The organism is Flaviramulus aquimarinus, assembly GCF_039543205.1.
In the GTDB taxonomy this organism is placed as follows: Bacteria; Bacteroidota; Bacteroidia; order Flavobacteriales; family Flavobacteriaceae; genus Flaviramulus_B; species Flaviramulus_B aquimarinus.
In genome coordinates, this window is record NZ_BAABJH010000001.1 from 380827 (window position 1) to 396063 (window position 15237).

Annotated in this window: 18 protein-coding genes; 15 read left to right on the forward strand and 3 right to left on the reverse strand. The window is 29.5% G+C overall.

Going from position 1 to position 15237, the window contains the following annotated elements:
- Nucleotides 1-5: 5 nt before the first annotated feature.
- The 3 genes from ABD941_RS01750 to ABD941_RS01760 form a co-directional block, all read right to left on the reverse strand.
- On the reverse strand, nt 6-611 hold the full coding sequence (locus ABD941_RS01750) for a WG repeat-containing protein (RefSeq protein ID WP_345272245.1): 606 nt from the start codon (nt 609-611) through the stop codon (nt 6-8).
- A gap of 81 nt (nt 612-692) precedes the next feature.
- Nucleotides 693-992, reverse strand: coding sequence for a thioredoxin (gene trxA / locus ABD941_RS01755; RefSeq protein ID WP_345272246.1), 300 nt, complete (start codon nt 990-992; stop codon nt 693-695).
- 6 nt (nt 993-998) lie between these two features.
- Nucleotides 999-1406, reverse strand: coding sequence for a hypothetical protein (locus tag ABD941_RS01760; protein WP_345272247.1), 408 nt, complete (start codon nt 1404-1406; stop codon nt 999-1001).
- Nucleotides 1407-1527: 121 nt separating this feature from the next.
- Between ABD941_RS01760 and ABD941_RS01765 the strand changes: the two genes are divergently transcribed.
- The 15 genes from ABD941_RS01765 (at nt 1528) to ABD941_RS01835 (ending at nt 15004) form a co-directional block, all read left to right on the forward strand.
- Nucleotides 1528-3405, forward strand: a complete 1878-nt coding sequence (locus tag ABD941_RS01765; RefSeq protein ID WP_345272249.1) for a PAS domain-containing sensor histidine kinase — start codon at nt 1528-1530, stop codon at nt 3403-3405.
- Nucleotides 3405-4460 carry a response regulator gene (locus tag ABD941_RS01770; RefSeq protein WP_345272250.1) on the forward strand — a complete coding sequence of 352 codons (1056 nt, stop codon included), beginning with the start codon at nt 3405-3407 and terminating at the stop codon, nt 4458-4460. Before ABD941_RS01765 ends, ABD941_RS01770 begins: the two co-directional genes overlap by 1 nt.
- A gap of 86 nt (nt 4461-4546) precedes the next feature.
- The gene (locus ABD941_RS01775; RefSeq protein ID WP_345272251.1) at nt 4547-5395 is read left to right on the forward strand and encodes a universal stress protein; all 849 of its coding nucleotides are present in this window, start codon (nt 4547-4549) and stop codon (nt 5393-5395) included.
- Between the two features lie 6 nt (nt 5396-5401).
- The gene (locus tag ABD941_RS01780; protein WP_345272253.1) at nt 5402-5788 is read left to right on the forward strand and encodes a hypothetical protein; all 387 of its coding nucleotides are present in this window, start codon (nt 5402-5404) and stop codon (nt 5786-5788) included.
- A gap of 676 nt (nt 5789-6464) precedes the next feature.
- Nucleotides 6465-7313 carry a universal stress protein gene (locus ABD941_RS01785; RefSeq protein WP_345272254.1) on the forward strand — a complete coding sequence of 283 codons (849 nt, stop codon included), beginning with the start codon at nt 6465-6467 and terminating at the stop codon, nt 7311-7313.
- Between the two features lie 22 nt (nt 7314-7335).
- Entirely contained in the window at nt 7336-8187 is an 852-nt protein-coding gene (locus tag ABD941_RS01790) for a universal stress protein (RefSeq protein ID WP_345272255.1), read from the forward strand.
- Between the two features lie 4 nt (nt 8188-8191).
- Entirely contained in the window at nt 8192-9022 is an 831-nt protein-coding gene (locus tag ABD941_RS01795; RefSeq protein WP_345272256.1) for a universal stress protein, read from the forward strand.
- Between the two features lie 82 nt (nt 9023-9104).
- Entirely contained in the window at nt 9105-9959 is an 855-nt protein-coding gene (locus tag ABD941_RS01800; protein WP_345272257.1) for a universal stress protein, read from the forward strand.
- 22 nt (nt 9960-9981) lie between these two features.
- The gene (locus ABD941_RS01805; RefSeq protein ID WP_345272258.1) at nt 9982-10389 is read left to right on the forward strand and encodes a hypothetical protein; all 408 of its coding nucleotides are present in this window, start codon (nt 9982-9984) and stop codon (nt 10387-10389) included.
- 71 nt (nt 10390-10460) lie between these two features.
- Complete coding sequence (locus tag ABD941_RS01810) at nt 10461-11303, forward strand: ATP cone domain-containing protein (protein WP_345272259.1); 843 nt, start codon at nt 10461-10463, stop codon at nt 11301-11303.
- A gap of 5 nt (nt 11304-11308) precedes the next feature.
- Nucleotides 11309-12682: an MBL fold metallo-hydrolase RNA specificity domain-containing protein gene (locus ABD941_RS01815; RefSeq protein ID WP_345272261.1), complete on the forward strand. Its 1374-nt coding sequence runs from the start codon at nt 11309-11311 to the stop codon at nt 12680-12682.
- A 17-nt stretch (nt 12683-12699) separates the two neighbouring features.
- The gene (locus ABD941_RS01820; RefSeq protein ID WP_345272262.1) at nt 12700-13107 is read left to right on the forward strand and encodes a hypothetical protein; all 408 of its coding nucleotides are present in this window, start codon (nt 12700-12702) and stop codon (nt 13105-13107) included.
- A gap of 117 nt (nt 13108-13224) precedes the next feature.
- Nucleotides 13225-13746 carry an Hsp20/alpha crystallin family protein gene (locus tag ABD941_RS01825; RefSeq protein WP_345272263.1) on the forward strand — a complete coding sequence of 174 codons (522 nt, stop codon included), beginning with the start codon at nt 13225-13227 and terminating at the stop codon, nt 13744-13746.
- A 60-nt stretch (nt 13747-13806) separates the two neighbouring features.
- Nucleotides 13807-14268, forward strand: coding sequence for a hypothetical protein (locus ABD941_RS01830; RefSeq protein ID WP_345272264.1), 462 nt, complete (start codon nt 13807-13809; stop codon nt 14266-14268).
- A 73-nt stretch (nt 14269-14341) separates the two neighbouring features.
- Nucleotides 14342-15004 (forward strand): hypothetical protein, encoded by a 663-nt coding sequence (locus ABD941_RS01835; RefSeq protein WP_345272265.1) that lies wholly within the window; start codon nt 14342-14344, stop codon nt 15002-15004.
- Nucleotides 15005-15237: the final 233 nt, after the last annotated feature.

Below are 15237 nucleotides of genomic sequence, written 5' to 3' on the forward strand. Positions count from 1 at the left end.
TGGTTTTAATTTTCAATTTTAATAATTGTCCATTTCTTATTTTTATTCAATACAGCATACAATTTTTTAGATATTTCTTTTGAAGTTATTTTAGGTGGTTTCTTAATTGATTTCTTATCTAAAACAACATTAACACCTTTGGGGTTTAAATAGGTTTTTACATTGCCATTTTCATCAATAATCACCTCAAAATATCGGTGGTAGATTATATTTTTCCCCAGTATTTCGTTTCTTCCAAGTTCCTCCTTCATTAATTTTAATACTAAGGCTTGTTTACTATTAAAGTTTTGTGCATTTAAAAACTCTGGTTCAATAACAGTTTTTCCTGTTTTATCAATGTATCCAAAAAATAAAACACCCTCTTTTTTTACTGAAATTAAACATCGGTTATTCCTAAATATAGGATAGTGACCAAAATCTGTTTTAGTTAAAACCAAATCTTCTCTAAAGTCTACAAAAATATTGCCTTCAGCATCAATAAAGCCCCATGCATTTCCTTTTTTAATAGCGGCAACACCTTCAGACATTGGTGCCACAAAATCGAGTTCTTCTTTAGTTTGCGTTAAAGCAACAACTGGTATTAACAATAGTATAATTAATGCTTTTCTCATGATGAAATATTTTATGTTAGCACCTTAAAAATATTGCCTTTTATGCTATTGTAAAATGATATCCATCATGAGGAAAGAATGTTAGAAATATGGTTTTATAACATTTAAAATTTCGTTTTTTTGAAGCACACCAGATTGTCTCCAAACTTGTTTTCCATTTTTATAAAGTATCATAGTAGGCACACCTCTAACCTGATATTTTGCAGCTAAAGGCTGATTTTTATCCACATCAATTTTTATAATTTTTATAGAATCTTCAAGTTCCTTTTTTACTTCTATTAAAATTGGAGCCAGCATTTTACAAGGTCCACACCAATCTGCATAAAAATCGATTAAAACAGGTGTAGCAGAATTTATAATGGTATTAAAGTTACTTTTCACATCAAACTATTTTTTTAACTCTATATCTAACTTAGCAAGCATAATCAATTCTGATTTGTTTAAGCCAGAAAAGGAAGCTGCAATGGCTCTTGCTGTTCTTAAAATTAATTTTTTTATACTTTCGGTAAACAAATGTGGTTGCTCATTTTTATAATTTACAAAAGCATCATAACATGTTTTTGCATTTAAATCCCCACCCTTGTTTAACCAATCAAAAACAAATTCTATTTGGTATGCAGCATCTGTACTGAAATCATCTTCAAGAACGTCAACATCCAACCACTGTTGTTTTATCAATGCCTTTAATTTGTCAAACTCGATATCATGCACATGTTTATCTGCGAGTGCTATAGCATAAAATAGCTTACCAAGGTTTTGGTAAAACTTAAGCGTCATTTTCTTTTTAGTTTTCATTTTTACCAAATTTCATGTACTAAAGTTAAGTACTTATTAATTAATTATATATGATATAAATCAGTCCTAGTTAAAGCAATTTTTTCGTACTTTTAAATATTATTTATAAACATAATTTTTTATGTTTCAGCAAGACCAAGAAATATTCAATATTCTTTTAGAAACCGTTTCTGAAGGTGTGATTATTGTTGATAATCATCAAAAAATAATGGAGGTTAATACTGCTACTAAAGATATTTTTGGCTATGCAAAAGAAGAGTTTACAGGAAAGGATTTAAACTTACTTATCCCATCTGATTACCATAATATCCATACAAAATATTTTGAAAAATTTGTAAAAAGAGGTAAACGCAGAAAAATGGGAGAGGCCATAGATATTTATGGTTTAAAAAAAGACGGTACTATTTTCCCTGTTGAAGTTGAATTAAATCCCTTTTCCATCTATAACAAAACTTATGTTATAGCTCTGATCAAAGATGTTTCAGAAAAAAAAGAGATTGAAAAAAACTTGATGTTACGTACTAAAGCTTTAGAATCGGCAAGGAACGGAATTCTTATTACTGATGCCTCAAAATATGATAATCCTGTCATCTATTTTAATTCAGCATTTCAAAATCTTACTGGGTATTCTGATTCTGAAATACTTAACCATAATTGCCGATTTTTACAAGGTAAAGACAGAGATCAAAAACCTCTTAAAAAACTTAGGGAAGCCATAAAGAATGGAGAAAGTTGTCAAGCAACACTACGCAACTACAAAAAAGATGGCACCATGTTTTGGAACGATCTATATGTTTTCCCAATAACCAATTCTAATGGTATGGTCACAAATTTTATTGGCATACAAAATGACGTGACGTTACGAAAAAAAGTTGAAGATGAGCGCCATCACTTATCAACTATTTTTGATGAATCATTAAATGAAATATATGTTTTTGATATTGAAACACTAAAATTCATAAATGTAAACTACGGTGCGCAAAAAAATATTGGCTATAGTCTTAAAGAATTAAAAAAGATGACACCTTTAGATATAAAACCCAATGATAATAAAGTTGAGTTTAAAAACACTATTGATGTTTTGTTGAAAAAGAATGTTGAAAAAGTAGAGTTTGAAACCATACACCAACGAAAAGACGGCACAAAGTACCCAGTAGAAGTGCATTTACAATTATCCAAGTTGGCCGAAAAAAATGTTTTTGTTGCCATTATTTTAGATATTACTGAACGGAAGGATTATACTAAAAAGCTTGAAAATAAGGTAGAAGAAAGAACACAACAACTAAAAACTGCTCTTGGCAAAGAAAAAGAGCTAAATGAATTAAAAACAAAATTCTTATCCTTAGTATCTCACGAATTCAAAACCCCCTTGAGCGGCATTTTAACCTCTAGCCAACTACTAAGTAAATACCAATTAACAGAGCATCAAGAAAAAAGGAATAAGCATATAAAAACGATAACAGATAAGGTTCACTTTTTAAACAACATACTAAATGACTTTTTATCAATCGAAAAATTAGAAACAGGAAAAGTTAATTATACGTTTAATCATTTTAAACTAAGCAAAGTGGTTAACGAGGTAGTTTATAATTCAAACATGCTATTAAAAGAAAATCAGCATATAAATTACCCTGAAAATATTGATGATTTATCTTTGTACCAAGATGAAAAAATTATTCAATTAATATTCTCTAATTTACTACATAATGCTATTAAATATTCTCCTGAAGGCGCTGTGATAGATTTACACATTAAACAAGACCGTAAATTTACATCATTAACAATTAAAGATAATGGTATAGGCATTCCCGAAAAAGATCAAAAGAATATTTTTAAACGGTATTTTAGAGCGGAAAACGTAATTAATACCCAAGGCACTGGAATAGGATTAAATATTGCTAAAAACCATTTGGAAAACTTAGGAGGCTCTATTCAATTTAAGAGTAAAGAAAACATAGGCACCACATTTATTATAACAATTCCTAATACTGCTAAATAATGAAAACGGTTTTACTTATTGAAGATGATGTTGCTCTAAGAGAAAACACTGCAGAACTTTTAGAACTGTCTAAATACAAAGTAATAACAGCTTCAAATGGAAAAACAGGTGTGACGTTGGCTAAAAGACATCGGCCAGATATAATTATATGCGACATTATGATGCCCGAACTAGATGGCTATAGTGCCCTTAAAATCCTGTCAAAAAGTAAATTAACAAAGTATATTCCTTTTGTGTTTTTATCTGCTAAAACAGAGCGTCAGGATATTAGAAAAGGCATGAATTTGGGCGCTGACGATTATATAACAAAACCTTTTACTGAAGATGATCTTATTAGCGCTATTGAAAGCCGCTTAGCAAAAGTTTCCATTTTACAAGAGCTTAAGAGCAATATAGTTGACCAAATAATTCAGCCTAGTGAAAATCAAATAAAAACCCTTAACGATTTAAAAAACTTTTTTGACGATTATGGCGATGAGTTTACATTTAATAAAGAAGATATTATTTACCGAGAAGGTGACCATTCAAATTACATTTATTTAGTAAACAAAGGGGCCGTAAAATGTTATCAAATAAACGAACTTGGTAAAGAACTTGTAACTGCTTTATATAAAGAAGACGATTTATTTGGATATAATTCCTTTACACTAAACACACCACATAAAGAAACCGCAACTGCCATTGCTCATACTAAATTAGCTGGTATTTCAATTATAGAATTTAAGAAAATACTTAATCAAAATCATAAAGTAGTTATAGAACTTATAGAGCTGTTAGCTAAAAATCTATCTACTGTAAAGGAAGAACTTCTACAAATGGCTTATAGCTCAGTTAATAAAAAAACAGCGGCTACTATTTTAAGGTTTGCTGAAAAAATGAATCGTAAACTTGACGATCCAATAAAAATTTCTAGAAACGACCTAGCAAGTGTTGCAGGTATTGCACCAGAAACGTTTATAAGGACTTTAGCCCAGTTTAAAAAAGATGGCATTATTAAAGCAGATGGACGAAACATTAAAGTGATTGATATTGAAAAATTAAAAACGATTAGCTAGTCATGCCAATCCAATTTCAAAAATGACAAATATCATTTCTACTCAAACATCTACTATATAAATTTGTAATAGTAAAGTGTTGTTAAATGAAAAATATATTATTACCCACAGATTTTTCTGAAAATTCATGGAATGCTATAAAATATGCTATTAATTTTTTTGAAAAAGAATCCTGTAACTTTTATTTACTACATGTTAACAGATTGAGTACAATCTTATTTAACGACTCTCCTTATATTGCAACTGAAGACGTTATAGAAGACTTTTATTTCAAACCCATAAAACTGAAACTTCGAAAAGTTTTAAAGCGTATAGCAGAAAATTTCACATCTAATAAAAGCCATAAATTTTATACACTTACAGATTATAATTTTTTTATAGAATCCATTAGAAAACATGTAAATGATAAAAAAATTGATTGCATTGTAATGGGCACTAAAGGTGCTTCTGGTTTAAAAAAAATTATTGTGGGCAGTAATACTGGTGATGTTATTACAAAAGTTAAATGCACCACATTGGCCGTTCCTGAAAATGCTCAGTTTATTAAATTGAATGAGATAGCGTTTCCCACAGACTTTTCATTAACCTATGAGATACAAATACTCGAACCACTTTCTGAAATTTTAGAAAATTTTAAATCTACATTAAGAATCCTTCATATTAATAAGAAGAAGACAGATTTAAACAGGAGTCAAAATAATAATAGAGAATTGTTACACGACTATTTTAATCATTTAAAACATAGTTTTCATTATTTAACGAATAAAAAGGTAGAGGAAGCTATACAATGTTTTGTTGAGAGCAGAAATATAAACATGATTTGCATGGTAGCGAAAAACCTAAATTACTTTCAGCAAATCTTATTTCATTCAAAAGTTGAAGAAATAAGTTATTATACAGAAATACCATTTTTAGTATTACACGAAAAAACATAACACATTATGGACTGTTCATTTTTTTTAGCAAAATTTTGGGGATGGTATCTTATCATTTTCTTTTTTATATTAAGCCTTAACCCTATAAGAATCAAACAAATTTTTAATGATTTGAATGATGAAAAGTTTCTTTTAACTACATCATTTATAGCTATCATAGTTGGGCTATTAAATATCTTGTTTCATAATATTTGGGAACCGAACTGGAAGTTTATTATTACAGGTATTGGTTGGGTTTCCTTGTTTATTGGGTTATCGTTATTTATATTTCCAAAACGTACTATCTCCCTTCTAACATTTATCAATGTTAAATTAGTTCAGTTTATTTATATGATGTTATTTTTTGTTGGCCTCTTTTTATTAAATATGGCTTACGGTTTAGTTTTAATATAATTGTTCTTTGAACTGATATATATCATTTCACACAAGTATTTTATACTATAAATTAGCTTCATATTATAAAACGTTCTTTTAAATACTTCTAAATTAAAAATCTAGGTATTGTTGTTGTAAAACAATATTACCAAAACAAGGTGTTTGAAGCTATTATTTAGTAGGAAAACCCAGATATAGCCTTTAGTAATGAAAGCATATTGCAGAAAACCGACAGTAAATAATAACATTGAATACTTTGGAGAAACAGGAGGTTAAAACCTCCTGTTTCTTAAAAAATCAGGATTTTACACTAGGTGTTTAGTCCTGTTTTAGAAATATTTGAAGCTATTGGTTAACTGAAGATTTAATATAACTTATATAAGGAATATTAATGATTAGAAAAGGTTAGTTCGTAAAATCAAATATTTCAAAAAGGAAACAGGAAGTTTAGACTTCCTGTTTCTTATTTTGTAGAATGGCTATTAATCAGTTCGCATACTAATATATGTGAAGAAAAAAGGGAATGCTTTTATTAGTAATTCCCTTTTTTCTTTTTAAAAAATTCTACCCTTACGATAACACTAAACTTATACTAAAATAAAATTGTGTTTTTTTACAGTCCTTATAATCTGATATATATCATTGCATTAGGGCGGTTTTGTATTTAACTTAGTTATAATAACTAACTACGATTATGAGAAAGATACTTATTCCTACCGATTTTTCTGAGAATGCCTTGAATGCAACTGAATATGCTATAGATCTCTTTAAATATGAAAAAAGTGAGTATTATATAATGCATGCTTATCAAGATGATATTTACGCAGATGAAACTTTATTGGAAAAAGAATCAATTGATAACATTACTAAACTTGTAAGCCAAAAATCATCAGAAAAATTAAAAGCAATTTTAAAGAAAATTAAGAACATCTCTCCAAACCCAAGACATACTTATCATATCATTTCAGCAAATAATTTACTTCTAGATGAGGCAGATAAAATTGTAGACGAACAAAATATAGATATTATAGTTATGGGAACCCGTGGTAAAACCAACGATAAAAACCTAACTTTTGGCAGTCATACTTTACAGGTTCTAAAATATGTGCAATGCCCTGTGCTGGCCATACCAGAAAATTATAAATATACCCAACCCAAACACATTCTTTTTCCAACGGATTACATGATACCCTATAAAAGGCGTGAGCTAAAATTATTGTGTGAAATGGTATCACCGTATAGAGCAGTAATTGATATGCTTTATGTCTCTAAAAGCAGTAAACTTTCAATAAGGCAAGAAGATAACAAGAGTTTTATTAAAGAAGAACTATGTAAAAATACTATCAATTTTAAAATAGAAAACGGCAAGCATATTATTAATATAATATATAAAAATATTAAAGAAAATCATATAGATATGCTTGTTATGGTAAATACAAGACATTCATTTTTAGAAAACATCTTATATCAATCTACTATAGATGAATTGAGCTTGCATCTTGACATTCCATTTTTAGCATTGCAAAACATGAGACGTAATTAACGAATAATAAAAATTCAAAGTCATGAAAAAAATACTTCTTCCTACCGATTTTTCCGAAAATTCTTGGAATGCTATAAGCTACGCATTGCAATTGTTTAAAAAAGAAACCTGTGAATTTTATTTACTAAATACATATACACCAGTAATTTACCACGTGGAATATGTATTGGTTGAACCCGCTCAATTTGGTATGGTAGATGCTGTAAAAAATGAATCTTTAAGACAACTAAATGAATTAAAAGACAAAATAAAAAAAAGCTATAAGAACTCTAATCATAGTTTTGAAATCATATCGAGTTTCAATACTTTAATTACAGAAATCAAGGAGATTGTTGAAAAAAAATCAATAGATTATGTAGTAATGGGAACAAAAGGTGCTACTGGAGCCAAAGAAGTATTATTTGGTTCGAATACCGTACATGTTTTTAAAAATGTAAAATGCCCAATAATAGCTATTCCTGATGGATTTAGCTTTGAAACACCTCATGAAGTTTTATTTCCAACAGATTACGAGATTGATTATAAAGACCATCATATAAAACCTATAATTAATATTACCTCTCATTTTAATACTAGAGTAAATATTCTAAATGTATCCTATGGCTATGATTTGTCTGAAAAACAAGAGGAAAACAAGCAAAATCTAGAAAATTATTTCAAGAAAACAGCTTACTTATTTCATAGTGTAAGTAACCAAAATGTACCAGAAGCTATTACAAATTTTCAATTAAAGGCTCGGGTAAACTTGTTGGTTATGATTAATAATAAACATTCCTTTTTTGAGAATTTATTTTTCAAATCGACTATAAATCAAATAGGGTTTCATTTGAATATTCCCTTTTTGGTAATTCCATCAAAAACCAATAAAACCTAAAGCTATGCGACGAAAAATTTTATTACCAACAGATTTCTCAGACAACTCCTGGAGTGCAATCGTATATGCCTTAAAGCTTTATGCTGATGAGGAATGTACATTTTATTTTTTAAACTCTCAAATAATAAAAGTATCCACGCTGTCAAACCTTTCTAACAAACTGCTAGAGACCATGAAAGCTAATGCCAGAAAAGAGTTATTGGAGTTAAAAAAACTTGCTATAACAGCTGATGCTAATGCAAATCATGAATTTCAAACAATATTAAGCACCGAAGATTTAATAACCGCTATCAAAAAAAGCGTTATAGAATTTGAAATCGATATCATTATTATGGGAACAAAAGGTGCTACTGGGGCAAAAGAGATTTTCTTCGGAAGTAATACTACCCATGTTATAAAAAGCACTAAATCTTGCCCAGTTTTAATAATACCAGAAGAATTCGATTTTGTTAAACCCAAGCAAATAGCCTTTCCAACAGATTTTAATCGTTTTTATAGTGGCAAAGAATTAGACCCCTTAAAGCATCTGGTTGATTTATATAACTCAAAAATCAGAATTCTTCATATTGAAGTTAGAGAAGATTTAGATGACACCCAAGAAAACAATTTAAAGATGCTAAAAAAGTTTTTATCTAATCACGAACATTCGTTCCATTGGATGCCAGATTATGGAAAAAAAGCTAAGGAAATTAATGATTTCATTGAAGAATTAGATATTAATATTCTGGCTATGGTAAACTACAAACATAGTTTTATTGAAAAGATTATAAAAGAGCCCGTTATAAAAAAACTAGGATTTCAACCTACCGTGCCTTTTTTAGTAATACCTGGGTAAGCACAGGAATAGCTTAACATAAGCTGATATATATCATTGCCATATTATGCCTTTCAAATTATATTGAAGTAAATATATAATCATGAAACGTAAAATTTTGTTACCTACCGATTTTTCGAAAAATGCGTGGCATGCTATAAACTATGCCATCGAATTATACAAAAACGACCAATGTGATTTTTATATTCTCAACGTGTATACCGCTACGGGTAATATTATTGAGAGTTTAATAAATATGGAGCCCGGGAGTGAACTGTATGAAACAGCAAAATTAGAATCTGAAAACGGATTAGCCAAAATTTTAGATATGCTGGCTTTTAAGGATAATAATACTCCAAAACATCATTTTAAACCCATTTCTACATTTAACAATACCGTTGAAGCTATTAAGAATGTAGTTGAAGAAAAAGATATTGAAATGATTATTATGGGTACTAAAGGAAAAACAAACTACAGAAAAACTGTTTATGGGAGTACAGCTATAAATGTCATGGAAAAAGTACGCAATTGCCCCGTAATAGTAGTGCCAAAAATGGCTAAGCATCACTTACCAAAGGAAATTGTTTTTCCTACGGGCTTTAAAACACCTTTTAAAAAACGAGAACTTAATCATCTTATTGAATTGGCTAAAAAATGTGAAGCTTCAATCAGAGTTTTACATATATCATTAAAAAATAAATTAAGCGATGTGCAACTCAATAATAAAAAGCTTTTAAAAGAATATTTTGAAGGTGTGCCATACACATTTCATACGCTTAGCTATATGGAAATACCAGTGGCCATCAATTGCTTTGTAGAAAGTAGAGGTAGCGACATGGTAGCTTTTATAAATAAAAAGCACATCTTTTTTGGAAGTATGTTAACACATCCACTAGTTAAAGATATTGGACAAAAATCAAAAGTCCCCATACTGGTGATGCACGATTTAAGAAATTAAAAAAACATTAAAAACATTACAAATGAAAACAGGTATTTGGTTAGATAAAGAAAAAGCCCATATTGTGACCTTAAATGATGGCAAGATGAGTTTTAACACCATACTATCTAATATAGAAAACTTCAGGATTCATGGTGGTTCTGGCACAAAATTTAAGGGTGGTCCTCAAGATGTTGTACAGGATAGCCGGTATTTAGAACGCGAAAAACATCAATTCAGAACATACTTTAAAAAATTAGTATCAGAAATTAATAATGCCAATGCTATAGTGCTTTTTGGTCCAGCCGAGACTGGCGAAAAATTTTATAAAGAATTAACTACACATTATAAAGATTTAAGTGCCAAAATTAAGGACGTTACAAAAGCAGACAGTATGACTAAAAGGCAAATAATCGCTTGGGTTAAGGACTTCTTTAAACCGGCATCTTAGTCGGTTTTAGTTGGTTAGTTAGTAACTGCCAAAATCAACTAGATTTTGGCAGTTTTAATAGAAACATAAAAATGGAAACGAATACTATTGATATCATTAAATCATCCGGTAAAAAAGTAAAATTTTCGTTAGATAAATTAAAGAATTCATTAAAACGCATTGGAGCAGACCAGAAAACTGTTAATCAGATTATTAATACAGTAAGAGATGAATTATATCAAGGTATTTCCACTAAGGAAATCTATAACAGGGCATTTGGATTACTTAAAAAAAAGAAAAGTTATTTAGCTTCCAAATACAAACTAAAAAAAGCCATTTATGAGTTAGGCCCAACAGGTTACCCTTTTGAGCGTTTTATAAGTAGTATTTTACAGTATTCTGGCTTTAAAACTGAAGTTAATAAAATTTTACATGGGCAATGTGTTACTCACGAAATAGATATTATAGCCCATAAACACAATAAAACTACAATAATAGAATGTAAATTTCATAACGAAAAAGGTCTTAATTGTAATGTAAAGATTCCTCTTTATATTAATTCACGCTATAATGATGTAAAAACACATTGGAATGCTAATTCTAAAAACAAAACCACTCTAACCGAAGGATGGGTGGTAACTAATACACGTTTTACTGAAGATGCCATACAATATGGCAAATGCGTTAACCTCTATTTATTAAGTTGGGATTATCCTAAAAATGATGGATTAAAAGACCGTATAGACCGTTTAGGATTATACCCCGTTACGGTATCTACATTACTAACCAATAGAGAAAAACAGTTTTTGTTAAGTAGAGATATTGTATTGTGCAGACAATTAATTGGCGATGTGTTTTACTTAGACCACTTAGGCATTTTAGAAACAAGAAAGCATAAAATATTGAATGAAATAAAAATGCTGTGTAATCATTAGAGACTATGGAGAATTTTGCTAAAATCAATTTTTTAGGGGCAGCTGGAGTTGTTACAGGTTCTAAATTTCTTATTGAAACCTCAGAGAAAAATATATTGATAGACTGCGGTATGTTTCAAGGTTTAAAAGCTTTAAGGGAACTTAACTGGAGTAATTTACCTATAAATGTTGAAACTATTGATGTGGTATTGCTAACTCATGGCCATTTAGACCATGTTGGTTATTTACCAAGACTGCTAAAGCAGGGTTTTACTGGTAAAATTATAGGAACAGCACCTACCTTGGCTATTACAGAAATTATTTTAAAAGACAGTGCTAAGATTCACGAAGAAGACGCAAAAAAAGCTAACAAGGAAAAATATACAAAGTATAACCCCGCTTTGCCTTTTTACACCAAACTTGAAGCAGAAAAAACAATAGCTTTATTTCATGCAGAAATAGCCGACAAATGGATAAAACTATCTGAAAACATATCATACCACTTTAAGTACAATGGACATATAATTGGAGCAACTTATATTGAATTAGATATTAATGGAAAACGATTTGTGTTTTCTGGTGATATTGGTAGACCCAATGACTATTTATTAGAAAACCCTAAAAAACCTGAATGGGCCGATTTTTTATTTATTGAAAGCACCTATGGTAATAGGTTACATCCAAAAGAAAATATTGAAGACACCCTATCAAAGTTAATAAAAGAAGTCATTCATAAAAAAGGAACTTTAATTATCCCAAGCTTCGCGGTAGAACGATTGCAATCCCTCATGTATTTACTTTGGAAACTCTATAAAACAAATAAAATACCAAATATCCCCATTTTTATAGATAGCCCAATGGGAATTAATGTTTTAGAAGTTTTTCAACAATTTCCTAAATGGCATAAATTATCCATATCAGATTATAACGCTATGTGCAATCATGTAACTATTGTTCAATCTTATAAAGAAACCTGGGAAACTATTGACGATAAACGTTCAAAAATAATTATAGCTGGTAGTGGCATGGTAACAGGCGGACGCGTACTAACCTATTTGCAACAACTTATAGACGAAACCGTCACAACCGTTCTATTAGTAGGCTACCAAGCTGAAGGCACACGTGGCAGACAATTACAAAATGGTGCGCATGAAATACGTTTTTTTGGAAAATATTATCCAGTAAAAGCTAAAATCAAGCATATTGAAAGCTTATCTGCTCATGCTGACCAAAGCGATTTGTTGCATTGGATGAGTCATATTAAAAATGTTCCTGAAACCGTATTTTTAATTCATGGCGAACCTACTGCCCTAGATACATTTCGTGTTAAAATAAAGGACGTTTATGGTTGGAATGTTACAATACCAAAACTTACGGATGTTGAAAAAATATTGTTATAAATTTAAAGTTATAAACCATGGAAATACAAAAACAAGTACATAAAAATTTTATACGAAGCAAATATGCTGAAGAATTACAGTATGCTATAAAGCAACATCAAATTTATCTCAAAAGTTTGGAAAAGGAATTGAATTTTTATGAATTTTTGTTGGATTCATGTAAATTTAAATCTCCTATTATGAATTTATTTGAAAGACTGACTCAATTTAAAATTGATATAGCTACCTCAAATAAAAATCGTGCCCTACTATTGAGCGAAATAAACGCAATAACCTTTAAAAGGTCAAATGCTTCATTGAAAAATATTGATTTGATTATTACTAAGTTGGAGAAAATTGAGGCTAAAATCCATAATTTTAATACAGACATTTCCCGTTTAAAATCTTCCATGTTTGAATATTTACAAAACGTAATTGCTAGCTAAAAAGTTCATAAAAAACCCACATTTTTAGCCATAACAAACTGATATATATCATTGTAAAAACTTGTTTATGCATATATATTAGGGAACATTATAAGTTTAACCTAAATATATAATATTATGACAACATTAATGAAACGTAGAAGAAAAAGAAATGGATTATCGCCATTTGAAAGCCAACTATTAACCCCTTGGAGAAATAACCTTTTAAGACCTTGGAGCAATAGATTATTCCCATCAAATTTAAACAACCTAGTAAGATTTGATGATATTTTCAGTGATGATTTTTTTGAAGATGATAGTTTAATGCCTGCAGTAAATGTAAAAGAAAACAAAGAGGATTTTGAAATTGAGTTTGCAGTTCCGGGTTTTAACAAAAAAGATTTTGAAGTTACCATTGAAGAAGATGTACTTCATGTTTCTGGTAAAAAAGAATTAGAAGAAGAGCAAGAAGAAGATGATTATTCTCGAAAAGAATTTAGCTACAAATCGTTTAAAAGATCAATGGCACTTCCAACAAGTGTTGACTTAGATCAAGACGTAAAAGCATCATACAAAAATGGCATCTTAAAAATAAAATTATTGAAAAAGGAAGATGTTATTGAACAAGAACCTCCAAAAAAGGTTATTGAGGTTAATTAATTCACCCTCGCAGAAAGTAAGAATTTAACATCTTACTTTCTGTTTTTTAAATCAATTAAAATGAAATCGAAAAAAATTGAAGTCAAAAAATATGAAGCTTGGTTAAGTGCAGAAACCATGCATGGGCATTATCTAAAATGGTTATCTGAATTAGAATTTGCAGAAGATGAGCAACTATTTTTTAATGATTTAATAGATACCTATACCCTGCAACTTATAGATTCAAAACATTTTAATGAAAGTACAGAAATTATCAACAAGTTAAATGCCTTACAGAAAGAAACCAAAGCACTCATAAACACAGTTATTAATCATGAAAAAGGTTTGAAAATTATGGTTGATGGTATCAATCAAATTCCAGAAGAAAATGCCTATAAAGACGAACACGGAAAATTAATAATTACCATTAGTGAATTTTTAAAAAAATATAGAACCTTAAAGTCGCAATTATTTGTACTTATAAAAAACATTATTAAAGAACGTAAACAAAAAAGGCTGCTTTCACAAAAAACCAAGAAATGATTTATTTAATACTTTGTAATAGTCTGCTCAGTATTTAAAACTATTATCTGTCAAACCAACTTATTTCAATGCTATGAAGTTTTTAAGAATAATAACAATCTGCCTGCTCGTAATAAGTTGCTCTACCACAGAATTAGTCGATAACTGGAAAAACCCAGATATAGATTCCTATAGTCCAAAAAAAGTCTTAATCGTAGGAATGACAGCAAACCTTAAAGCGAGACGGCAGTTTGAAAAGCAATTACAATTGGAATATGCCTCAAGAGGTATCGAATCTGTGAGTAGTCTAGAATTTTTTAAGCCTTCATTTACAAACGAAAAGCAAACCGATGAAGATCTTAAAACCTTGGAAAGCAACTTTATAAAAGACGGTTTTGACACCATTATATTCACAAAAGTAATTGGTGTAGAAGATATCATTTCATACAAAGAAAACTATAATGGTTATGAAAGTACCCATAGAAAGTTTAGAGAAGATTATTTGAAGTATCAGGATGCATTTTATAACCCAGATTATTATAAAGAATATACCGTTTACCATACTGAAACCTCCATGTATTGTATTTGCCCCACAAAGGATAGAGAACTTATTTGGAAGGGTTATATAGATATTATGGACCCACAATCTATAACCGAAACTGTAAATGATTATGTAAGACTCGTAGTAGTTATTTTAGAAGAGCTACAACTCATTAATCCAATTGTGTTAAAAGACAACAAATTTGAAGAAACCTAATAGCAGTTGTAATTTAAAACTAAGAGCATTATATATGCAATTTTTAGCCATGCTATTAATGGGTTGTTCCGCAACAAAGTTAATCACTAATTGGAAAAATCCTGAATATTAAAACCATAACCTAAAAAAAGTAACGCAATTTTTATCGCATAATTATGCCTTCCAGAATATCTCAAACAAATTATAAAAAAGTAAAACTCATTAATAATAAACTCATCAAGCTTCAAGATCTT